Here is a 21,664-nt window from a genome sequence, read left to right as displayed (position 1 = left end):
GAAACGTGTTTTACAAGGACGACCGGCTGGCATTGTTCATCGACGGTTCGAATCTCTATGCTGCCGCAAAGTCGCTGGGCTTCGATATCGACTACAAGTTGCTAAGACAAGAATTCGAACGTCGCGGGAAACTGATCCGCGCCTATTACTACACCGCCCTGCTGGAAAACGAGGAATATTCCCCGATCCGCCCGCTGGTCGACTGGCTGCATTACAACGGCTATTCCATGGTGACCAAACCGGCCCGCGAATACACCGACGGCGTCGGCCGCCGCAAGGTCAAGGGCAATATGGATGTCGAACTGGTGGTCAACGCCATGGAGCTTGCGCCCCGGCTGGATCACGCGGTGTTGTTTTCGGGCGACGGCGATTTCCGGCCGCTGGTAGAGGCCTTGCAGCGACAGGGGGTGCGCGTTTCGGTCGTGTCGACCATGCGCAGCCAGCCGCCGATGATCGCCGATGAATTTCGCCGCCAGGCCGACAATTTCATCGAACTGGACGCGCTGCGCGAGGTGATCGGCCGCCCGCCGCGCGAAAACCCCGGTCAGGACGCCTGAGGCGTCGGACCTTTCCCGCTGTACCGCCCGGTCCTTGCCAAGGATGCCGGGCGGTCGGCGGTGGCGCGGATATGCGCAGCAAACATCCCGTGTCGGCACGGGGCGTCGATGCGCATCACCGACAGGGGGGGGAACGGGGCGTTGATACGGCGGGCGCGACCGGATTAGATGGCATTGAAAAGCCATGTCAAAGGATGCGCCATGATCCGCCCGAGGACCGCATGGGTCTGAGCCCCACCTTCAGCCCGGATTTCCGGCCGCAATCCGATCTGGCCGTCATTGTCGCCTGCGACGCGAATTATCTGCCTTATGCGGCGACGCCGGCGCTGGCCATGGCCGCGCAGCCGGGTCGCGAATATGACGTGCTGATCGGCGGCCCCGAGCCGGTCGAGATGCCCGCCCCCCTGCGCGCCGCGGGCATCGGCCATGTCGCCGCCCGCGACGAGGCGCTGCTGGACGCGCTGCCGCTGGACGCGCGCCGCTCGCTTGCGACCTATATGGAACTGTTTCTGGGCAATGCGTTGCGCGGGCATTACCGGCGCATTCTGGTGATCGATGCCGACATTCTTTATGAACGCGGCGATCCGGCACGGCTGATGCGGGCCGACATGCTGGGCCATGCGGTGGCGGCGGTGCGCGACAACCGGCAATGGCGCAGCCCCGGCCGCAAGGTGGCCGAATTCCAGAAGCTGGGCGAACCCGCGCATCCCTATTTCAACGCCGGCGTGGTGATGATCGACACCGAAGGCTTTGCCGCCGAGGACCTGCCCGCCCGCTCCGAGGCCTTTGCCCGCAACCATCTGGCCGGGCTTGGCCGCGATCAGGCACTGATGAACGGCATGCTGAAAGGCGACTGGGCCGAAATCAGCCCGCTGTGGAACTGGCAATTCACCAATGCCTCGACGCATCTGACATCGATGGCCGATCCCTGCCTGATCCATTTCATCGGCACGCGCAAACCCTGGCTGGCCTCGTCGCAGGGGATCGTGCCGATGCGGATGCGCGCGGCCTTTGGACAGGTCCTGCGCCAGCATTTCCCGCATGTGCCGCCGGTCCCCGAGGCCGAGCGCCGGCATTGGCCCAGCCCCGGCGCGCTGCGTGCAGCGCTGTTCCGGCAATGGCGCGCGGCCGGCGCGATGATGCGCTATCTGAACCGTTTTCCCGACGCCTATACGCTGGTCGATCCGCGCGCCTGAGGTCCGCAACGGCGTTTTCTGGCACCTGCGTCACGGAATGCCCCGGCCCGCGCCCGCCGCGCGAACCGGATCAGCGTTCGGTCAGCTTCAGCTCGATCCGGCGGTTGCGGGCCATGGCCTCGGGGCTCTCGCCCTCGGCGACCGGGCGGGTATCGGCAAAACCCGCCGGGACCAGACGATTCGCCGGAAAGCCCAGATCATCGGCCATATAGCGCACCACCGCCAGCGCCCGGGCCTGGCTCAGTTCCCAATTGTCGCGGTAACGCCCCTGCCCCGACAGCGGCCGGTTGTCGGTATGGCCGTCGACGCGGATCACCCAGTCGATTTCGGGCGGGATCTCATCGGCGATCTGGCCCAGCATTTCGGCCACGCGGGCGATCTGGGCCTTGCCCTCATCCGAAAGCGCGGCCTCGCCGGTCGGAAACAGCACCTCGGAGGAAAAGACAAAGCGGTCGCCCACCACCTGAACGCCCTCGCGGCCGGCCAGGATCTGCGACAGCCGGCCAAAGAATTCCGAGCGATAGCGGGCCAGATCGCGGGCCTCATTCTCGGCCCGGCTCTGCGCCGCCTCGGCGCGGGCGCGGGCCTCTTCCTCAAGCGCGCGGCGCTTGCGCTCTTCCTCGGTGGCACGCAACAGCGCCAGATTGAGCTTCTCGCCCAGATCCTCGGCACGCAGATCCGATGCGCGCTTGTCCTCGCCGGCCGCATCCAGCACGGCGCGCAGGCTGCCAAGCTGGGTGTTGAGCTGGGCGACCTGCTGGTTCAGCAGGGCGACCCGACGCTGATCCTCGGTCGAAAGCGCCTCTTGCTCGGACAGCTTTTGCTGCGCCAGCGCCAGCAGCCCGGCCTGACGCGTGGCCTCGGCGGTCTGGCTGTCGCGGGCGGCGGCCAGGTCGTCGCGCGCGGCCTCGGCGGCGGCCAAAAGGGTCAGTGTTTCCTCGGCCCGCTTGCGCGCGGCCTCAAGGTTCAGTGTCGCCGCATCAAGTTCCGCATCCGATTGCGAGAGCCGCGCCCGCAGCGCCTCGGCGGCGGCGGCATCGGCAAGACGCCCGGCCTCGGCCGTGTCGAGCCGGGTCTGGGTGTCGGCATTGCGGCGCCGCAGATCGCCGATCAGCGCCTCAAGCGCCTCGCGCCGGGCGGCGGCAAGCCGCGCGGCCTCGGTCTGGGCATCGATTTCGGCGCGGGCGCTGGCGATCGCCTGTTCGGAACGGCGCAGGCGGTCGCGCTCGCTGACCAGATCGCGTTCCAGCCCGGCGGCTTGCGCCTGCGATGTGGACAGCGCCTGCGACAGATCCGCAACCTGTGCGCCCAGCTGATCCAACTCGCTGTCCTGCGTCGTGATCTGATCGCGCAGCACCGATTGCACCAGCAAAAAGATGGTCAGCACGAACATCATGACCATCAAAAGCGCGGTCATGGCATCGACGAATCCCGGCCAGATGGTGGCCGAAAAGCGGTTGCCACCGCCCCGGCTGCCGCCCCGGCTAAGCCCCATCGCCCCGCTCCAGATTGCGGATGGCGCGGGTCAGCGCGGCCATATCCTCGCGCAGTTCCGAAATCAGGCCGTCACGCCCGCTGGCCGATTCCTCGACCAGCCGGCCCAGCAATTCGTCGATCGAGCGCAGCCGCATCCGGGTTTCGGGATCGTCGGGGGCGGCGGCCTTGCCCTCGGTCACCTCGATCAGACGGTCCTGTCCGGCGGCAAGGCGACGAATGACCCGGATCAGCGTGCCGTCGCGACCGTCGCCCGATTCGGCCAAAGCCGGCGCCGGCACCCGCGCGGCCAGTTGCGTCTGGGTTTCGGCCAGACGCTCCAGCGCGGCGATCAGCACGGGATCGGGCGCGGCCGCCACAGGCGCGGGCGGGATCTCGGCCAGACGGGGCGCCTCGGCCAGACGGGCCAGATGCGCCTGCCCCTCGACCAAGCGGTCCAGAGCCGCGATCAGGCGCGGATCGGCGGCGGGCGTCCCCGGATCGGCCGGGGTTTCGGCCAGCGCGATCAGCCGCGCCTGCCCCTCGGCGATCCGGTCCAGCGCCGGCCGCGGATCCGGGGGCCGTGCCCCGGCCAACCCTTCGGCCAACCCGCCGGCAAGCCCCTGAATCGCCCGGTCCAGCCCGGCCAGCGCCTCTGCCGTGGCCTGACGTTCGGCCATCAGGCTTGCGGTCAACTGGTCGCGATCCGCGCCCAGAAGGCCGCTGAGCCGTTCGACCCCCTGCGCCAGCGCCAGCGCGCGCTGATCGGCGGCGGCGGCCTCTTGATCGCGCAATTCGTCGCGTTGCAGATAAAAATCCTGCAAACCGGCGATCCGGGCCTCGATCCGCTCGGCAAAACCGGTCAGCGCGGCCTCGCCCAGCCCCTGCCCGTCGCCGCCCAGACCGATGCGGGTAAAGCCCGACATCCATTCCTCGAGCTCGCGGTAAAAGCGGTTCTGGCCATGGCTTGCGAACAGCTCAAGCAGCCCGACCACCAGCGATCCCGCCAGCCCCAAAAGCGAGCTGGAAAAGGCCGTGGCCATGCCGCCCAGCTGTGATTCCAGCCCAGTCATCAGCTTTTCAAAGACCTGAAGCCCGGTCTCATTTTCTTGCGGCGCCAGCGCGCGGATGGTGTCGACCACCGCCGGCACCGTCGTCGCCAACCCATAGAACGTCCCCAGAAGGCCAAGGAAAATCAAAAGATTGGCGGTGTAACGGGTGATGTCGCGGGCCTCGTCGACGCGCGTGGCCACCGATTCCAGGATCGAGCGCGCCGATTCCGTCGAAATCGCGCCCCCCGCCGGGCCGCGCTGTCCCAAAAGCGCGGCCAGGGGCGCCAGCAGGCGCGGCGCATCCTCGGCGGCCTCGGGTTCGGGCGCGGTCAGTCCGCGTTCACCGGCGCTGCGCCGGCGGGCGGCGAAACGCTCGATCCAGCTGACCGATTTGACCAGTTCCGAAACCTGCCAGAAACAGCCCAGCACCCCAAGGACGAACACCCCCAGAATCAGCCCGTTCAGGAACCGGTTCGACGAAAAGATCGACAGGATGCGGCCATAGGCGAACCAGGCCCCGGCCACGACCAGCGCCATCACGATCAGCATCAACAGGATCTGGCGCACGGGCTGGGAAAATTGCGGCTGGGACGGCACCGGCATCGCGGGGCCGTTACGCGTTGCGGCCAGACGGGCGGCGCGGGCGCGGCGCCCCTCGGGGCCGGCGGCGGCCTCGGCCCCACCTGCCGGTTCGGCGGCGGGCGCCTTGTCTACGGGACCTTCGGCGTCAGATCGGGACAATTTCGACCCCCTTCCCCAGCTTCCGGCCCGACTTTAGGGCCTGGGCGCCCCGCTGCCAAGCCGTGTTACGCCAATGGGTTACCGGCGCTTTACGGATCGGATGCGCTATTGCCCCGCATCGCCCGATTGCAGCAACAGGCGCACCTGCCGGGCCAGCGCATCCATATCCAGATCCTCGACCCCCATCTGGTTCAGGTGACGCACGGTATTAAAGAGATATTCGGCATTCGGGCCGCGGCCGCCCTCGGCGCGGGCGATCATCCGCGCCTGTTCGGTCAGTTCCAGCCCGCCGGCATATTGTTCATGGTCGCGGCGAATGACATAGCCGACCGCCGCGACATCGCGCCCGTCCTGCAAGCGCAGCGGCAGGACCTGTTCGGAATAGGCATAGGTCGTCAGCTCGCGTTCGCGCAGCCCGGCCAGCGCCTCGGGCCAATCGGGTTCGGCCACACGCAGGGCCAATCCGATGCAATGCGCGCCGGGATGCGCATCAAGGCCAAGCACCAGTCCCGGCGCCTCGACCGTGCCGCGATACACCACCGACAACAGGCAAAAGCTGCGCGCATAGCCCTCAAGCCGGGCCGGCGTCATCTCGGCCACCGGAAAGCCCGGATCCCACATCAGCGAGCCATAGGCAAAAACCCAATGCTCAGGCCGCTCACCCATAGTTGACCCATCTTCCCTGATTGCAATCATCTGGAAACCTCTTAGGACAGCAGGACCGGCGATCCAAGCCGGCACGCCACTTTGGGGACCGCCTTGCGCCGATTGCTGACCCTGACGATTTTCGTTGCCCTTGTTCTGGGCGGGCTTTGGCTGGGGGGCGAGACGCTGCTGGCGCGCGAATTGCGCAGGATCGCCGAGGGCAATCCCGCCCTTTCGATCGCCGATGTGACCGAGCTGCGCGAGACGGGACGGATCGGCGTCCACATGAGCGGGCTGCACCTGACCCGCGCCGAGGGCGCGCTGGACCTGCCCGAGGCGGATCTGTGGCTCTCGCCCCTGGCCCCGACCGAGGCGCATCTGGACCTGCCGGCGCAGGCAGTTATCGACAGCGGCCATGGCGCGGTCACGCTGGGGCTGGGCAGCACCGATGCACGGATGCGGCTGCGTCCGCTGGGCGGAATGGCGCTGGACCGGATCACGCTCAGTGCGGGGCCGCTGACGGTTGATCGCGCGCCGCTGGCGGACGGGCTGGAACTCAATGGCCGCCATGTCGCACCCGCAACCGGGGTGGCGGATGCGGCGGCGGCCTATGACATCGATCTTTCCGTCAGGCGGCTGGATCTGGTGCGGCTGGTCGCGGCCCTGTCGGGGGATGGCTCGCGCGAAACCGCGATCCCCAGCGCCTTGCAGCTTGAGGCTCAGGGGCGGGTCTGGCTGGACGCGGCGCCCGGTCCCGGACACCTGACGCCCGAAACCCGTCCGGCGGTTCTGGCGCTGCGGCTTGAGGGGGCGAGGGTGACGCTGGGGCCGCTCGGCGCGCGTCTGATCGGTCAGGTGGGCGCCGATGAAACGGGCCATGCACAGGGCCTGATCGCGCTTTACACCCCCGATGCCGCACCGCTCTTGCAGCTGGCGGCGGATCTGGGCTGGTTGCCCCAGGGGGTGGTCAAGCTGGCCGGCCGCATGCTGAAGGGGATGGGCGAATTGCCGATGCCGGCCATGCCTGCGGATACGGGGCCGGAACTGACCTTCCCCGCCCCCGCACAGGGCGAATTGCGCCTGCCGCTGACGCTGTCGGAGGGGCGCATGAGCCTGGGGCCGATCCCGCTGGGACCGGCGCCGCGCCTGCGCTAATCCTGTCCGGTCGCGGCCCCGGCCGGCATCCGCCCGAAATCGGGGGCCGAGGTATCCTGTCCGGCCTCGATGATGCCGCGCCGGATCGCGCGGGTGCGGGTGAAATAGTCGTGCAATTGCGCGCCGTCGCCCATGCGGATCGCGCGCTGCAACATGAACAGCTCTTCGGTAAAGCGGCCAAGGATGTCCAGCACCGCCTCCTTGTTCTGCAAGAACACGTCGCGCCACATGGTCGGGTCCGAGGCCGCGATGCGGGTAAAGTCCCGAAAACCGGCGGCCGAATATTTGATGACCTCGCTTTCCGTCACCCGCTTGAGGTGATCGGCGACGCCCACCATCGTATAGGCGATCAGATGCGGGGTATGGCTAGTCACCGCCAGCACCAGATCGTGATGGGCGGCATCCATGTCCTCGACATTGGCCCCCATGGCACGGATCAGCGCGGCCAGACGCGCCGTGGCCTCGGGATCGGTGCCCTCGGGCGGGGTCAAGAGCCACCAGCGATTGCGAAACAGCGCGGCAAAGCCCGAATGCGGGCCGGAATGTTCGGTCCCGGCCAGGGGATGGCCGGGGACGAAATGCACACCCGCCGGGATATGGGGCGCCACGGCCTCGATCACCGCCTGCTTGACCGAGCCCACATCGGTCACCGTAGCGCCGGGTTTCAGATGCGGCGCGATCTCGGCCGCGACCGCGCCCATGACGCCGACCGGCACCGCAAGCACCACCAGATCGGCGCCCGCGACCGCCTCGGCGGCGCTTTCGGCGACCCGGTCGACCAGCCCGATCTGGCGGGCGGCGGCGCGGGTCTCGGGGCTGCGCGCATAGCCCACCGTCTCGCCGGCAAGCCCGCCCGCCCGCATGGCCAGCGACATCGACCCCGCGATCAGCCCCAGACCGATCAAGGCCACGCGATCATAAAGCACCGCCATCAACCCGCCTCCGCGCGTTCGGCCATGAACTGGCCGATGACATGGGCCACCCGCCGACAGGACGCCTCGTCGCCCACCGTGATGCGCAAGCAATTGGGCAGGCCATAGCCGGCCACGCGCCGCACGATCAGCCCCTGCCCCTTGAGATAGTCGTCACAGGCCCCGGCGGTTTCCGCATCCGCAAAACGCGCAAGGATGAAATTCGCGCAGGACGTGTCCGAAGCCACCCCCTTTTCCGCCAGCGCCTCGGCCAGCCAGTTGCGCATGCGCGCATTCTCGGCCTGACAGCGCGCGACATGATCGCGGTCGCGCATGGCGGCCTCGGCGGCATCCAGCGCCGGCTGCGACAGATTGAAAGGCCCGCGGATGCGGTTCAGCACATCGACAATCGCGCGCGGACCGTAACCCCAGCCGATGCGCATCCCGCCCAGCCCGTAAATCTTGGAAAATGTCCGCGTCATGAAGACATTGGGCAAGCGCGTCGCCAGCTCGGCGCCGCCATCGTAATTCTCGACATATTCGGCATAGGCGGCATCGACCACCAGAATGGCCTGCGGCACGGCGCGCGCCAGCCGCTCAAGATCGGGCAGACCGATCATGGTGCCGGTCGGATTGTTGGGATTGGCGACAAAGATCAGCCGCGTGGCCTCGGTCGCCCCCGCGATCAGCGCGTCTATATCGGTGACGCGATCGCGCTCGCGCACCTGGACGGGCGTCGCGCCGGCGGCATGGGCGCTGATGCGGTACATCAAAAAACCATGCTCGGTGAACAGCACCTCGGTCCCCGGCCCGGCATAGGCCTGGCACAGGAAATGGATGATCTCGTCGGATCCCACGCCACAGATGATGCGGTCGGGATCCAGCCCATGCACCTCGCCGATGGCGGCGCGCAGGCTGACGTGATCGGTATTGGGGTAACGATGCATCGCATGCGCGGCGCGGATCACCGCCTCGCGCGCCTTGTCCGAAGGCCCGAACGGGTTCTCGTTTGACGAGAGCTTGACCACATTCTCGACCCCCGCCACCTTTGAGGCCCCGCCCTCATACAGCGAAATCTCCATGATTCCGGGTTGCGGGGCGATGGTCGGGGGGTTCTGCGACATGATGGGCCTCTTGCAAGCCCTGTTCTCATATCGCCGGCGGCTGGGCTTGGAAAGCCTTGTCATCCCGGAACGGACGGCGGGGCTTTCTTCTTCATTCAAATATCCATGCGACGGCGCAACCGGCACCATGGCCAAAGACATGGCGCGCGATTGGGCGCGCGATTTGGCGCCTTATTCGGCGGCCAGCGCCTTTTCCAGCTCGGGCAGGAAACGGTTGGTATAATCCTCGCGCACCAGCGGCCCGGCATGGCGATAAAGAATGCGCCCCTTGCCGTCGATGATAAAGGTTTCCGGCGGCGCGGTCACACCCCAGTCGATGGCGATGCGCCCGCGCGGATCGGTGGCCAGCGCGTGAAACGGATCGCCATGCTCGGACAGAAATCCCAGCGCCGCGCTTTCGGGATCCTTCAGATCGACACCGTAAACCGGCATGCGCTTGGACAGTTCGGTCAGCGTCGGATGCTCGGCCCGGCAGGGCGGGCACCAGCTGGCCCAGAAATTCACCAGCTTCACCCCCGGCTGGCGCAACATCTCGTCGGTCAACTGGGTCTTGCCGGGCAATGTGGTCGCCCCGACCGAAGGCGCCTCGCGCCCGACCATGGCCGAGGGCACGACATCGGGATTGTCCCGCATCAGCGCCCATGCGGCCATGCCCGCGAAACCGGCGAAAACCGCGATCGGCAGCAACATCATCGGCGACAGCTTAGCCACGGTTCTCATGCTCCTTCAATGCGCGCCGGGCGCGGGCATTGGCGATGACGCTCTGCACCACGATCCCCACCAGCAAGACCAGGCTCGCGCCATAGGCGGCGACCACGGTCGTGGCATATTTGCCAAGCTCGATCATGCGCGATTCTCCCTTGCCAGCAGCGCGGCCAGACGGCGGCGGCGGATCTCGGTCCGGGTGCGGATCAGCAAAAGCGCGACGAACAACAAAAAGAAGCCCAGCATCGTCAGGTAAAGCGGATAGCGATAGACGGCGCTCATCCGTTCGCCCGGCGCCATCGACAGCGACGCCCCCTGATGCAGGCCCTGATTCCAGAAATTCACCGCATAGCGCGACAAAAGCGCAAAGACCGAACCGACAAGGCACAGCACCCCGGTCAGATCGGCGGCGCTGTCGGCATCCTCGACCGCGCCCCAAAGCGCCATATAGCCCAGATAAAACAGAAACAGGATCAGAAAGCTGGTCAGCCGCGGATCCCATTCCCACCACGTTCCCCACATCGGCTGGCCCCAGATCGCCCCGGTGATCAGCGCGATCAGCGTCATCACCGCGCCGACCGGCGCCGCCGCCCTGGCGGCCAGCGCGCTGACATGGTGGCGCCGGATCAGCCAGATCAGCGAGGTGACCAGCATCATCAGCCAGATATTGATCGCCATCAGCGCCGCCGGCACATGCAGGAAGATGATCTTGACCGTCGATCCCTGCTTGTAATCCTCGGGCGTCAGAAAGCCCCAGACCAGCCCGGTCAGGGTACAGAGGGCCGCCCCCGCCACGACCCATGGCAGGACCGCGCCCGAGACGCGCATGAACTTGACGGGGTTGGCGTATTCCCAGATCGACATGGCTGCCTCCCTAACCTGCGTCCCGGCGCCGCTCAAGTGCGCATTGGTCGCATCCCCCCGCCCTCATCGCAGATTGACCCGCAAGGCCATCGCCGAGACAAAGGGCACCAGCGCCAGCACCGCCAGCGTGATCCCGGCCAGAAACACCAGCGGCGTCACCGGATCGGCACCGGCCGCGCCCCGCCGCACCGCCTCGGCCCCGAAAATCAGCGTCGGCACATAAAGCGGCAGCACCAGAAGCGACATCAGCAAGCCTCCGCGCCGCAGCCCCACGGTCACCGCCGCCCCGAATGCGCCCAGCATCGACAGCGCCGGCGTGCCCATGGCAAGCGAGGCCAGAAGCCACGGATAGGCCGGCCCCGGCAGGTGCAAAAGCACCCCCAGCACCGGCGCAAAGATCACCAGCGGCAAGCCGGTGGTCAGCCAATGCGCGAAAGCCTTGACCGCGACCGCCCCCTCAAGCGGCAAGGGCGAGGTCGCCAGAAGATCAAGACTGCCATCTTCGAAATCCAGCGCGAAAATCCGGTCCAGCGACAAAAGACAAGCCAGCAGCGCGCCCACCCACAGGATCCCCGGGGCAATGCGCGACAAGGTGCCGCCCTCGGGGCCGACGCCAAAGGGCACGAGCGTGCAGACGATCAGGAAAAACGCCAGCGCCAGACCAAAGCCGCCGCCCGCGCGCGTGGCCAGACGCAGATCGCGCAGCAGCAGCGATTTCATGCCCGTCCCCCGATCATGCGAATGCCCGTCATGCGAATGCCTCGTTAAAGCCGGCGGGACGCGCATCGCGCCGCACCGGCCCGGCGCGATAGGGTGTCAGATCGAGGATCTCGGCCTCGGGCAGGCCAAGGTCGATATGGGTGGCGATCAGCGCCGCCCCCCCCTGCGCCAGATGATCGCGCAACACCCCCGCAAAAAGCGCGACCGAGGCCGCGTCCAGCGACACCGTCGGCTCATCCAGCAACCAGACCGAGCGCCCGGTCACCAACAGCCGCGCAAGGCCAAGCCGGCGCTTTTGCCCCGCCGACAGCGCATGCGCGGGGCGCGCGGCCAGATCGCGCAGGTTCATCCGGTCCAGCGCCGTGTCGATCCCGGGACCGCCAAAGACATCGGCCCAGAAATGCAGGTTTTCGGAAACGGACAGCGCCGATTTCAGCCCATCGGCATGGCCGGCATAGGCAAGGCTCTCGGGCGCGGCCGTGATCGTGCCGGCGATGGCGGGTTGCAGCCCGGCCAGGCTGCGCAAGACCGTGGTCTTGCCGATCCCGTTCGGGCCGCGCAGGACCAGCGCCTGACCGGCGGACAGGTCGAAGGACAGCCCCTCGACAGCGCGCAACCCACCGCGCGCAACGGCCAGATCGCGCGCCGCAAGCCGTATCATAGCGGCAGCAGCGCGCAGGCCACGCGCCGGCCCTCGGACAGGGTGACGTTATAGCTGCGCGCGGCCGAGGCGGTGTTCATCGCCTCGGGCATGATGCCCGCGGCCTCAAGCGCCGCGATCAGGTCGCGCGGCGGCGGCGCGATATCGGCGCCCATGCCCAGAAACAGCACATCGACCCGGCCGGCCAGATCCAGAAGCGGCCGCACATCCGTCAGCCCGCCCCAGTCGCTTGCGCCACGCTCGGTCACCAGAACCGGGCCGCGATACAGAAGGCCCCGGACCCGAAAGAAGCCGGGGCCGTAGCCGTCCACCGGCACGGCCCCCGAAAAATCGCTGGGCTCCATCATCGGCATCAGGGCGCGTCCCGGAAGGCCGCCGGCACCTCATCGACTTTGACGCCCGGCTCGGGCTTGGACCAGTCGCGTTTCACGCCCAGCCAAAGCACGATGTTCTTGGCCACATAGACCGTGGAATAGGCACCGACAAAGACACCCCACAGCATGGCAAAGACAAAGCCGCGAATCACGTCGCCGCCAAAGATCATCATCGCCCCAAGCGCCAGCGCCGTGGTCACCGCCGTCATCACCGTGCGCGACAGCGTTTCGTTGACTGTGCGGTTCATGACGTCGATCAGCGGCTCGGTCTTGGACTTGATCAGGTTCTCGCGCAGCCGGTCAAAGACGACGACCGTGTCGTTCACCGAATAGCCCAGCGTCGTGAGCAAGGCCGCGATGGTGCTGAGATCGAATTTCAGCTGCAACACCGCGAAGATGCCGATGGTCAAAAGCACGTCATGCGCGATCGAGACCACCGCCCCCAGCGCGAACTGCCATTCAAAGCGCAGCCAGATATAGAACATGATGGCGATGGTCGCGGCACCCACCGCATAGACCGCCGTCATGATCAACTCGCCCGAGACCTTGGGTCCGACCGATTCCACCGCCGTGAAGGCGACATTCGGATCGGCCTTTTTCAGCGCGCCCTCGATCCGGTTCAGCTCGTCGGGGGTGACCGAACCGGTGGTGTCCTGGGTGCCGATGCGGATCATCGCCACATGCTTTTCCGTGCCGAAGCTGGGATCGAACACCTCGGTGATCGAGACATCGCCCAGTTTCAGCTCTTCGAGCGCCTGCCGATAGTCGCCGACATCGAAATTGGTCGTGCTTTCGGTGCGGATCGTGGTGCCGCCCTTGAAGTCGATGCCAAAGTTCAGCCCCATGACCAGCACGGCCACGACCGACATCACCATCGCCGCCGCCGAAATGCCGAAGGTCAGCCATTGCCAGCGGAAAAAGTTGAAATGAGTCTCGTCAGGAACAAGTTTCAGACGGAATGCCATTTTCCTGCCCCCTTCACAGAACCAGTTGCTTCGGCTTGCGCCATTCCAGCCACAGCACGATCATCAGACGCGTCAGGAAGATCGCGGTAAAGACCGAGGTGGCGATGCCGATGGTCAGCGTGACGGCAAAGCCCTTGACCGGGCCCGAGCCCAGAAAGAACATCACCATGGCCGAAATGAACGTGGTCACGTTGGCGTCGATGATGGCCGACATGGCCTCGCTGAACCCATCGTCGATGGCCTTGATCACCCGCTTGCCGGCCCGCAATTCCTCGCGGATGCGTTCGAAGATGATGACGTTGGCATCGACCGCCGTACCCACGGTCAGCACGATCCCGGCGATGCCGGGCAAGGTCAGCGTGGCGCCGATCGTGGACATGATCGCCAGGATCAGCACGACGTTCACGATCACCGCGACCGAGGCAAAGACCCCGAAAAGCCCATAGCTTGCGATCATATAGGCCACCACGGCGGCCGTCGCGATCACGGCCGAAAGCCGCCCGGCATCGATCGAATCCTGCCCCAGTTCCGGGCCGATGGTGCGTTCTTCGAGGAAGGTCATTTCCGCAGGCAGCGCGCCCGCGCGCAGCAGCACCGCCAGACGCGTCGATTCCTCAAGGTTCATAGCGCCCGAAATCTGTCCCGAGCCGGTGGTGATCGCCTGCCGGATCACCGGGGCCGAAATCACCTGATTGTCCAGCACGATGGCAAAAGGCTGGCCGATATTGGCCGAGGTATAGGCCCCGAACCGCTTGGCGCCGGCCGGACCGAAACGGAAATCGACCGAAGGATCGCCGTTCTGGTCAAAGCTCGGCCGCGCATCGGTCAGATCCTCGCCGGTGACGACGGGGCTTTCCTCGATGATGTAATAGATGCCCTGTTCGTCCATCGAAGGCAGCACGACATTGCCGGAACCGGCACGCGCATTGGCATCCGAGGTGCGGCCGACCACCGGGTTGAAGGTCAGCTTGGCCGTGGTGCCGATCAGCTGCTTGAGCTCCTCGGCCGAGCCGATGCCGGGAACCTGGATCAGGATCCGGTCCTCGCCCTGGCGCATGATCGTGGGTTCGCGGGTGCCGACCTCGTCGATGCGGCGGCGAATGATCTCAAGGCTTTGCTGGACCGTGCGCTCGTCGACGGCGGCACGCTCGGCCTCGGACAGGGCGATGGTCAGACGATTGCCGCTGGCGGTGATCGCCAGATCGGTCTGCCCCGCCCCGGTCAGCGAGGCGACGGGCGCGGCAAGGCCGCGGGCGATTTCCACCGCACGCGCCATCTGGTCGGGATTGCCGATCTCGACCGCAAGCTGGCCATCGGGGGCCTGCACGCGGCGGATGGCGCCCAGGGTGTCACGCTGGGCCGCGAGCGCGTCGCGCAGTTCGGGCCACAGCCCGTTCATGCGCGCCTTATAGACATCCGCGACATGGACCTCGCCCAGAAGATGCGCGCCGCCCCGCAGGTCCAGGCCCAGATTGACCAGCCCCGCCGGCAGCCAGTCGGGCCAGCCGGCGCGCGCCTGCGCCTGTTCGGGGGATTCAAAACCGCTGCGTTCGGCGGCGGTGATGGCATCGTTATGCGCCTCGACCCGTTTGTAGAACAGGTTCGGCATCGCGAAGACCAATCCCAGAGCCAAAAGCCCCAGGATCAGCAGACGCTTCCAGAATGGGATGTCCAGCATGGCGGATCGCGCGGCCTTTTAGCTGTTGGCGGCTGCGGGCTGGGTGCGGTTGACCAGCCCGGTGACGGTCGCGCGGATGACGCGGACCTTGACGCCCGGCGCGATCTCGACCTCAAGCTCCTGATCGCGGACGGCGGTGACCTTGCCGACCAGACCGCCCTGGGTCACGACCTCATCGCCCTTTTTCAGCGCCTCGACCATGGCGCGATGTTCCTTTGCGCGCTTTTGCTGCGGGCGGATCATCAGGAAATACATGATCACGAAGATCAGGATCAGCGGCAGGAACGAGGCAAGACCGGCGGCGCCTCCGGCGGGGGCTGCGGCTTGGGCATAGGCGGGGGTGACGAACATGGTTTCATCCCTGAGCTAAAGGTTTTCCGGGCCATCCCCCGGCGGATTTGGCGCGCACCCTATCCGCGAGGCCGGACAATGGCAAGAAAGCGCCGGTTCACACCGCCGGCAGAAGTGACCTTCCCGGAACATGGACATGACAGCCGCGCTGTGGCACCCATATCCGACAGGTTTGACAGGGAACGGCAATGGCCAAGGACAAGGCGCAGGGCGCGGATCACCCGGCATTGCGGATCGACGACACAGACAGGACCGGCATCGCGCGCCTTCTGGCGATCATGGCGGCGCTGCGCGACCCCAAGACCGGCTGTCCCTGGGATATCGAGCAGGATTTCGCCTCGATCGCGCCCTATACCATCGAAGAGGCGCATGAGGTCGCCGACGCCATCGCCCGCAAGGCCTGGGACGAATTGCCGGGCGAGCTGGGCGATCTGCTGCTTCAGGTGATCTTTCACGCCCAGATGGCCGATGAGGCCGGGATGTTCGGTTTCGCCGAGGTGGTCGAGAATATCTCGACCAAGATGATCGACCGCCACCCGCATATCTTTGGCGACGAATCCCGCGACAAGTCCGCCGAACAACAGGTCCGGGACTGGGAGGCGATCAAGGCAAAGGAACGCGCCGCCAAGGCGGAAAAGGGCGTGCTGGACGGTGTCGCGCTTGGCCTGCCGGCGCTGACGCGCGCGCTCAAGCTGCAAAACCGCGCGGCCCGGGTGGGCTTTGACTGGCCCGGTCCGGCCGATGTGCTCAAAAAGATCGCCGAGGAAAGCCACGAGCTGGTCGACGCGCGGGACAGCGGGGATCACGCCCATCTGACCGAGGAATTCGGCGATCTCTTGTTCGTCATGGCCAATCTGGCCCGGCATCTGGACATCGACCCCGAAGAGGCGCTGCGCATGGCCAACGCCAAGTTCACCCGCCGCTTTCGTGCGATCGAGGCGGCGCTGGCCGCGACCGGCCGCCGCCCCGAGGACAGCAATCTTGCCGAGATGGACACCCTTTGGAATGACGCCAAAGCCGCCGAACGCGCCTGATCCCATCGAGGCACTGGCCGCCCTGCCCGAACTTGCCGGGGCCGAGTTCGTCGGCCTGATGCGCGATATCCCCAAACGGCTGGTGATCGAGATCCGGCTGAACGGGCAGCGGGCATTCCTCAAGCAGTTCCGGCAAGGCGATCCGGCAGCGATGGTCCGGGCCAGCGTCGCCAGGCTGCACGAGGCGACCGAGGTGCTGGGGCAAGGGCCGGATGCGGTTGCCCTGCCGCTGCTGGCGCTGCCCGATCACGGCGTTATCGTCACCGAGGCGGCGCCGGGTCAGGCGCTGTCACGGCTGCTTTTGCGGGCGCGGCCCGCGCAACGCGCGGCGCTGGTGACTCGGACCGGGCAGTGGCTTGCCCGGCTTGGCGCGAGCGGGCGCGAACGCGGCAGTTTCGGTGCGCTCTACTGGCTCGGCAAGCTTGATGAGCGGCTTGCCGCGGCCAGTGCCGATTGGATCGACCGCGATCTGGTCGCCGCCCATATGGCCCAGATGCGCGCCGAGGCCGAGCCCTTGCGCGGACGCAGCGTCGAGCGTGCGGCGACCCATGGCGACATGACCCCCGACAACCTGTTTCTGGATCTGAGCGTCACGCCCCAGCACCTGACTGGCATCGACATCCAGCCCCGTGCCGTCATCCCAATCGTGCGCGACATGTCGCGGCTGCTGGTCTGGCTGGAAAGCCGGCGCCAGCGCGGCGCCCGCGACACGCTGAACGGCATTGCCGCCGGGGAATATGCCGCGCTGGTGAACGTGCCCGGCCTGATCGATGCCGATCAACTGCCGATTCTGCGCTTCATGATCGGGATCATGGCGATGGAGGTCTATCTGGACACCGCGCGTCAGCCCGTGCGCCGGCAGGCGCTGGCGCGCTGCCTGCGCGACTGGGCGATCACGCCGGGGCCATGACCTCGGCCAGCGCGGCGTCATAGACCGCCAACGCGCTGGCCGTATCCGTGGCGCGCGAGGCGCCCTCGGACAGTTGCCGGCGCCAGCCCCGCGCACCGGGCCGGCCATGAAACAGGCCCAGCATGTGGCGGGTGATCTGATGCAGCCGGCCCCCGGCCGCCAGATGGGCGTCGATGCGGTCGCGCATGGCGCGCGCGGCATCGAGCGGGTCGGCAAAGGGCGGCGCATCCCCCCAAAGCGCGTCCGCCGCGCCCAGAATGTCCCATGGCTGGTGATAGGCGGCGCGTCCGGCCATGACCCCGTCCATCACCCGCAGATGATCGCGCACCTGATCCAGCGAGGTAATGCCGCCATTGATCGACAGGTGCAGATCGGGAAATTCCGCCTTCATCCGATGCACCAGCGGATAATCCAGCGGCGGGATTTCACGGTTTTCGCGCGGCGACAGACCTTGCAGCCAGGCCTTGCGGGCATGGACGGTCACGCGGCGCACGCCAACGCCGCGCATGCGGCGCAGAAAATCGGGCAGCACGGTTTCGGAATCCTGATCGTCGACGCCAATGCGGCATTTCACCGTGACCTCGACCGGGCTGGCCGCGATCATCGCCGCGACGCAATCCGCCACCAGTTCTGGCCGCGTCATCAGCACCGCGCCGAAACAGCCCGATTGCACACGGTCGCTGGGACAGCCGACATTCAGATTGATCTGGTCATACCCCCAATCCGCGCCGATGCGCGTGGCCTCGGCCAGCTGGGCCGGATCCGATCCGCCCAGTTGCAGGGCCAGCGGATGCTCGGCCGCATCATAATCCAAGAGCTTGCCGCGATCGCCATGAACCACCGCCTGCGCGGTCACCATTTCTGTATAAAGCAGCGCCCGGCGCGACAGCAGCCGGTGAAACCCACGACAGGCGCGGTCGGTCCAATCCATCATCGGCGCGACGGACAATCGGTCGGCTTGGTCCAGCATGGTCTTTCTTGGCTTGGTTTGGCCTTGGCTCGGTTGGCTCGCGGGATCGGGCGCCCGGCGAAGGCCCCCGTTGCGCATGCCTATATAGTGCAAGGGCGCCCTGCGCCAAGTGCCCGCAGCCCCCCTCCACAAAGCGGTGCGATTGCGGCACAATCGCCGCCACCCGACGAAACAGCCCCGGATATGGCCATGCCCCCTTTGCCGCTGCGATCCGCCCCCGCCATGGCATTCGCCCTGAGCCTTGCCGCGATGCCGGCGCTGGCCGATGCGCCGCTTTTCGTGCTGGACCAGAGCCAGCTTCCCTTTGACCTTGGCCCCGGCGCGCCCCAGAACGCGCCCTCGCGGCAGTCGAATTCCCCCAATGCGGCGGCGAATTCGGCCGCAAGCCCGGCCAACCGATCCTCGGCCTATGGCAATTCGCCAAGCAACCCGGCCAATGAGAAGCGCGTGATCTTTACCGCAGACGGCGCCGTGATCGGCTATTACGCCCAAAGCGATGCCGGTACGCTGAACCTGTTCGATGTGGCCGGCAAACGGGTGGCATATCGCCCGCGCGGCAGCAAAAGCCTGTTTTCCAGCGATGGCCGCTGGTGCGGGACGGTGGCTGCGGCGGATGGCGGCGGCTTCGCCTTTGGGGTCACGCGCAGCTGCGCCGGCCTCTTCTGAGCACGCCGCGACCGGGAACCGGCAGAAACGACACGGGATTGTCATAAAGGCGGGCTATGTCCGCCACGTCAGCAGGGAGCAACAGGAAATGCAGGATCGGCCGCCGAAGGACTGGCTTGAAGAAGAGCTTCAGGACACGCTCGACGAGGATTACGAGATCGAGTTGGAAGACGCCGTCCTGAGCCGCGAGATCAAGCAGATCTATCGCGACACCCATCCCGAACAGATGGACCGCGGGCTGTATTTCCAGGAATTGCTGCGTCTGCAATCGGAACTGATCAAGTTGCAGGACTGGGTCGCCTATCACGGCGAAAAGGTGGTCGTGCTCTTCGAGGGGCGCGACAGCGCCGGCAAGGGCGGCGCGATCAAGCGCATCACCCAGCGCCTGAACCCGCGCGTGGCCCGCGTCGTCGCCCTGCCCGCGCCGTCGGATCGCGAAAAGACGCAATGGTATTTTCAACGCTATGTCCCCCACCTGCCCGCCGGGGGGGAAATCGTGCTGTTCGACCGCAGCTGGTATAACCGCGCCGGGGTCGAGCGCGTGATGGGCTTTGCCGACGAGGATCAGGTCGAGCAGTTCTTTCGCGACGTGCCGGAATTCGAACGCATGCTGGTGCGGTCGGGGATCCGGCTGGTGAAATACTGGTTCTCGATCACCGACGAGGAACAGCAGATGCGCTTTCTGATCCGCATCCACGACCCGCTGAAACAGTGGAAACTGTCGCCCATGGACCTGCAATCGCGCATCCGCTGGGAGGATTACACCAAGGCCAAGGAAGAGATGTTCGAGCGCACCAACATCCCCGAAGCGCCCTGGTATATCGTGCCCGGCAACGACAAAAAGCGCGCGCGGCTGAACTGCATGGCCCATCTTTTGGAACAGATCCCCTATCAGGAGGTTCCGCATGACGAGGTCGTGCTGCCCGAGCGCGTCTTCAAGCCCGATTACGAACGCGACGTCCTGCCCCACGATCTTTATGTGCCGCAGCGCTATTGATCCCGCCCGAGACCTGCGCGGCAGAGCTTGCCTGTCAGAGCTTGCCTGTCGGGGCATTCCCGGCAAGAACGGGTCCAGACCCGTCCCTTGCCGGAGAAGCCGCCATGCCCAAAGCCTATTGGATCGCCCATGTCACGGTCGACGATCCCGCCGCCTATGAGGCCTATCGCCAGGCCAATGCCGCCGCATTCGCGAAATATGGCGCGCGGTTCCTTGTGCGCGGCGGGGCGCAGGACATCATCGAGGGCGCGATGCGCCCGCGCAGCGTCGTCGTCGAATTCGCCGATCTCGAAACCGCTCGCGCCTGCTATTTCAGCCCCGAGTACCAGGCCGCGCTGACCCTGCGTCAACCCTGTTCGGCGGCCGACCTCACCATTGTCGAAGGTTACGAAACAGCCTGATAATTGATCGGCAGCGTATTGTTCTTTCGTCCAAATCGCCTAATATCGCCGCATGTTTCGCAACCTTCTCAGCCGGCTGCTCGAGTCGACCTCGCCGACGCCTTTGAACGGTCAGGACGCCGAGGTGGCCATCGCCGCCCTGATGGTGCGTCTGGCCAAGGCCGATGACCGCTATGGGCAGGCCGAAAAAACGCGCATAGATCAGGTACTTGCCCGGCGCCGCGGGCTTGACCACGCGGCCGCCGCCGAACGTCGCGCCGCCGCCGAAATGATCGAGGCCGAGGCCCCGGATACCGTGCGCTTCACCCGCACCATCAAGGACCGGGTCGAGCTGGCCGACCGCCACGACATCATCGCCGCCCTGTGGGAGGTCGCCTATGCCGATGGCAAGCGCAGCGCCGACGAGGAATCGCTGGTGCGGCTGGTGGCCGGATTGCTGGGCATCAATGACCGCGATTCGGCGCTGGCACGGCAGCGCGCGCTTGAAACGATGGGGCATTCCGGGTCGTGATCGCCCGCACCATTTCCCATGCCCACCCCGATGCCCATATCCATGACCGCTCCAACGCCAGTTTCCATGCCCGTTCTCATGTCCGCCGGGCGGGCAATCCCCGCATTCGCCAGCCTGCCTGAAACGGCAGCCACGAAACCGTTGCATTCACGCGGCAAATATCGCCTCATATCCGCATGAGCCAAACCGAACATATCCCCGGCAAGACGACACCGGCCGACCGGCCCGTCATCGAGATTCGCAACCTGCACAAGGCTTATGGCCAGCTTGAGGTGATCAAGGGCGTCAGCCTGAGCGCGCCGCGCGGCCATGTGATCAGCCTGATCGGATCCTCGGGTTCGGGGAAATCGACGCTTTTGCGCTGTTGCAACCTGCTTGAGGACAGCCAACAGGGCGACATCCTGTTCGAGGGCGAGGCCGTGCAATGGCGCGGCACCGGCCTTGCGCGCGTGCCCGGCGACCGCGCCCAGGTCACGCGGCTGCGCACCAACCTGTCGATGGTGTTTCAGCAGTTCAACCTGTGGTCGCACCTGACCATCCTGCAAAACGTGACCGAGGCGCCGATCCATGTGCTCAGGCGCGACCCCGCCCAGGTCGAGGCCCGCGCCCGCGAATTGCTGGCCAAGGTCGGCATCGGCGACAAGGCCGACGCCTGGCCCGCGCAGCTTTCGGGCGGCCAGCAACAGCGCGCCGCCATCGCCCGCGCGCTCTGCATGGAGCCGCGCGCCCTGCTTCTGGACGAGCCGACCAGCGCGCTGGACCCCGAATTGCAGCAAGAGGTCGTGCGCGTCATCAAGGATCTGGCCGCCGAACACCGCACCATGCTGCTGGTCACCCATGACATGCGGCTGGCCGCCGATGTCAGCGATCATGTCGTATTCCTCCATCAGGGCCGGATCGAGGAAGAGGGACCGCCCGCGCAGCTTTTCGGCGCGCCCCGGTCCGAACGCCTGCGCCAGTTTCTCAGCGCAAGCATGGCCGAATGAAAGACCAACAGGAGAGT

General features: G+C 66.5%; 24 protein-coding genes and 1 pseudogene. 10 read left to right on the top strand and 15 right to left on the bottom strand.

What is annotated here, in order from left to right; all coding sequences use genetic code 11:
- Positions 1 to 5: 5 nt before the first annotated feature.
- Together ACFOMH_RS19185 and ACFOMH_RS19180 are read left to right on the top strand one after the other, a co-directional pair.
- A complete protein-coding gene (locus ACFOMH_RS19185) occupies positions 6 to 557 on the top strand; it encodes a LabA-like NYN domain-containing protein (protein ID WP_377746523.1) in 552 nt (183 codons plus the stop codon).
- Between the two features lie 194 nt (positions 558 to 751).
- A complete protein-coding gene (locus ACFOMH_RS19180) occupies positions 752 to 1,753 on the top strand; it encodes a glycosyltransferase family 8 protein (RefSeq protein ID WP_377746521.1) in 1,002 nt (333 codons plus the stop codon).
- A gap of 70 nt (positions 1,754 to 1,823) precedes the next feature.
- On the opposite strand, the gene ACFOMH_RS19175 is transcribed toward ACFOMH_RS19180, so the two are convergent.
- The 3 genes and pseudogenes from ACFOMH_RS19175 to ACFOMH_RS19165 all read right to left on the bottom strand — a co-directional run bounded on the left by ACFOMH_RS19175 (position 1,824) and on the right by ACFOMH_RS19165 (position 5,685).
- Positions 1,824 to 3,248, bottom strand: a complete 1,425-nt coding sequence (locus tag ACFOMH_RS19175) for a peptidoglycan -binding protein (protein WP_377746519.1) — start codon at positions 3,246 to 3,248, stop codon at positions 1,824 to 1,826.
- Positions 3,249 to 4,115: 867 nt separating this feature from the next.
- Positions 4,116 to 4,881 (bottom strand): annotated as a pseudogene (locus ACFOMH_RS20590) (hypothetical protein); the annotation flags it as partial.
- Between the two features lie 243 nt (positions 4,882 to 5,124).
- Positions 5,125 to 5,685 (bottom strand): gamma-glutamylcyclotransferase, encoded by a 561-nt coding sequence (locus ACFOMH_RS19165; RefSeq protein WP_374427420.1) that lies wholly within the window; start codon positions 5,683 to 5,685, stop codon positions 5,125 to 5,127.
- A gap of 102 nt (positions 5,686 to 5,787) precedes the next feature.
- Here ACFOMH_RS19165 and ACFOMH_RS19160 point away from each other — a divergent pair, with 102 nt between their 5' ends.
- A complete protein-coding gene (locus ACFOMH_RS19160) occupies positions 5,788 to 6,819 on the top strand; it encodes a DUF2125 domain-containing protein (protein WP_377746515.1) in 1,032 nt (343 codons plus the stop codon).
- On the opposite strand, the gene ACFOMH_RS19155 is transcribed toward ACFOMH_RS19160, so the two are convergent.
- From ACFOMH_RS19155 to yajC, 11 genes are all read right to left on the bottom strand, one after another.
- A complete protein-coding gene (locus ACFOMH_RS19155) occupies positions 6,816 to 7,751 on the bottom strand; it encodes a prephenate/arogenate dehydrogenase family protein (protein WP_374427426.1) in 936 nt (311 codons plus the stop codon). The genes ACFOMH_RS19160 and ACFOMH_RS19155 overlap by 4 nt on opposite strands.
- Positions 7,751 to 8,854, bottom strand: a complete 1,104-nt coding sequence (gene hisC, locus ACFOMH_RS19150) for a histidinol-phosphate transaminase (RefSeq protein WP_377746513.1) — start codon at positions 8,852 to 8,854, stop codon at positions 7,751 to 7,753. The genes ACFOMH_RS19155 and hisC overlap by 1 nt, the downstream gene beginning before the upstream one ends.
- A 171-nt stretch (positions 8,855 to 9,025) precedes the next feature.
- On the bottom strand, positions 9,026 to 9,544 hold the full coding sequence (locus ACFOMH_RS19145; RefSeq protein ID WP_377746530.1) for a DsbE family thiol:disulfide interchange protein: 519 nt from the start codon (positions 9,542 to 9,544) through the stop codon (positions 9,026 to 9,028).
- Between the two features lie 13 nt (positions 9,545 to 9,557).
- Positions 9,558 to 9,701, bottom strand: coding sequence for a heme exporter protein CcmD (gene ccmD, locus ACFOMH_RS19140; protein ID WP_374427431.1), 144 nt, complete (start codon positions 9,699 to 9,701; stop codon positions 9,558 to 9,560).
- The gene (locus ACFOMH_RS19135) at positions 9,698 to 10,423 is read right to left on the bottom strand and encodes a heme ABC transporter permease (RefSeq protein WP_374427434.1); all 726 of its coding nucleotides are present in this window, start codon (positions 10,421 to 10,423) and stop codon (positions 9,698 to 9,700) included. Before ACFOMH_RS19135 ends, ccmD begins: the two co-directional genes overlap by 4 nt.
- A gap of 63 nt (positions 10,424 to 10,486) precedes the next feature.
- Positions 10,487 to 11,143 (bottom strand): heme exporter protein CcmB, encoded by a 657-nt coding sequence (ccmB, locus tag ACFOMH_RS19130; protein WP_377746510.1) that lies wholly within the window; start codon positions 11,141 to 11,143, stop codon positions 10,487 to 10,489.
- A gap of 28 nt (positions 11,144 to 11,171) precedes the next feature.
- Entirely contained in the window at positions 11,172 to 11,804 is a 633-nt protein-coding gene (gene ccmA, locus ACFOMH_RS19125; protein ID WP_377746508.1) for a heme ABC exporter ATP-binding protein CcmA, read from the bottom strand.
- A complete protein-coding gene (locus ACFOMH_RS19120) occupies positions 11,801 to 12,157 on the bottom strand; it encodes an Mth938-like domain-containing protein (RefSeq protein ID WP_377746506.1) in 357 nt (118 codons plus the stop codon). The genes ccmA and ACFOMH_RS19120 overlap by 4 nt, the downstream gene beginning before the upstream one ends.
- Positions 12,157 to 13,143 carry a protein translocase subunit SecF gene (gene secF / locus ACFOMH_RS19115; protein WP_377746504.1) on the bottom strand — a complete coding sequence of 329 codons (987 nt, stop codon included), beginning with the start codon at positions 13,141 to 13,143 and terminating at the stop codon, positions 12,157 to 12,159. Before secF ends, ACFOMH_RS19120 begins: the two co-directional genes overlap by 1 nt.
- A gap of 13 nt (positions 13,144 to 13,156) precedes the next feature.
- Positions 13,157 to 14,821, bottom strand: a complete 1,665-nt coding sequence (gene secD / locus ACFOMH_RS19110; RefSeq protein ID WP_377746502.1) for a protein translocase subunit SecD — start codon at positions 14,819 to 14,821, stop codon at positions 13,157 to 13,159.
- A gap of 18 nt (positions 14,822 to 14,839) precedes the next feature.
- Complete coding sequence (gene yajC, locus ACFOMH_RS19105; RefSeq protein ID WP_374427449.1) at positions 14,840 to 15,172, bottom strand: preprotein translocase subunit YajC; 333 nt, start codon at positions 15,170 to 15,172, stop codon at positions 14,840 to 14,842.
- Between the two features lie 188 nt (positions 15,173 to 15,360).
- On the opposite strand from yajC, the gene mazG reads away from it, so the two are divergent.
- Both mazG and ACFOMH_RS19095 read left to right on the top strand, forming a co-directional pair.
- Complete coding sequence (gene mazG / locus ACFOMH_RS19100; protein WP_377746500.1) at positions 15,361 to 16,206, top strand: nucleoside triphosphate pyrophosphohydrolase; 846 nt, start codon at positions 15,361 to 15,363, stop codon at positions 16,204 to 16,206.
- Complete coding sequence (locus tag ACFOMH_RS19095; protein WP_377746498.1) at positions 16,178 to 17,116, top strand: phosphotransferase; 939 nt, start codon at positions 16,178 to 16,180, stop codon at positions 17,114 to 17,116. Before mazG ends, ACFOMH_RS19095 begins: the two co-directional genes overlap by 29 nt.
- On the opposite strand, the gene dusA is transcribed toward ACFOMH_RS19095, so the two are convergent.
- Complete coding sequence (gene dusA, locus ACFOMH_RS19090) at positions 17,100 to 18,086, bottom strand: tRNA dihydrouridine(20/20a) synthase DusA (protein WP_377746496.1); 987 nt, start codon at positions 18,084 to 18,086, stop codon at positions 17,100 to 17,102. The genes ACFOMH_RS19095 and dusA overlap by 17 nt on opposite strands.
- 222 nt (positions 18,087 to 18,308) lie before the next feature.
- On the opposite strand from dusA, the gene ACFOMH_RS19085 reads away from it, so the two are divergent.
- The 5 genes from ACFOMH_RS19085 (at position 18,309) to ACFOMH_RS19065 (ending at position 21,647) form a co-directional block, all read left to right on the top strand.
- Positions 18,309 to 18,752 carry a hypothetical protein gene (locus ACFOMH_RS19085; protein WP_377746494.1) on the top strand — a complete coding sequence of 148 codons (444 nt, stop codon included), beginning with the start codon at positions 18,309 to 18,311 and terminating at the stop codon, positions 18,750 to 18,752.
- 88 nt (positions 18,753 to 18,840) lie between these two features.
- Complete coding sequence (ppk2, locus tag ACFOMH_RS19080; RefSeq protein WP_374427464.1) at positions 18,841 to 19,749, top strand: polyphosphate kinase 2; 909 nt, start codon at positions 18,841 to 18,843, stop codon at positions 19,747 to 19,749.
- Between the two features lie 104 nt (positions 19,750 to 19,853).
- Positions 19,854 to 20,150, top strand: a complete 297-nt coding sequence (locus ACFOMH_RS19075; RefSeq protein WP_377746492.1) for a DUF1330 domain-containing protein — start codon at positions 19,854 to 19,856, stop codon at positions 20,148 to 20,150.
- Positions 20,151 to 20,202: 52 nt separating this feature from the next.
- A complete protein-coding gene (locus tag ACFOMH_RS19070) occupies positions 20,203 to 20,661 on the top strand; it encodes a tellurite resistance TerB family protein (RefSeq protein ID WP_374427470.1) in 459 nt (152 codons plus the stop codon).
- Between the two features lie 176 nt (positions 20,662 to 20,837).
- Positions 20,838 to 21,647, top strand: a complete 810-nt coding sequence (locus tag ACFOMH_RS19065) for an ABC transporter ATP-binding protein (protein ID WP_374427473.1) — start codon at positions 20,838 to 20,840, stop codon at positions 21,645 to 21,647.
- Positions 21,648 to 21,664 lie beyond the last annotated feature (17 nt).

The sequence above is a fragment of the Paracoccus mangrovi genome, from assembly GCF_042648425.1.
Lineage (GTDB): Bacteria > Pseudomonadota > Alphaproteobacteria > Rhodobacterales > Rhodobacteraceae > Paracoccus > Paracoccus mangrovi.
The sequence above is the reverse complement of the archived record's forward strand: the minus strand, read 5'-3'. Positions and strand labels throughout refer to the sequence as shown.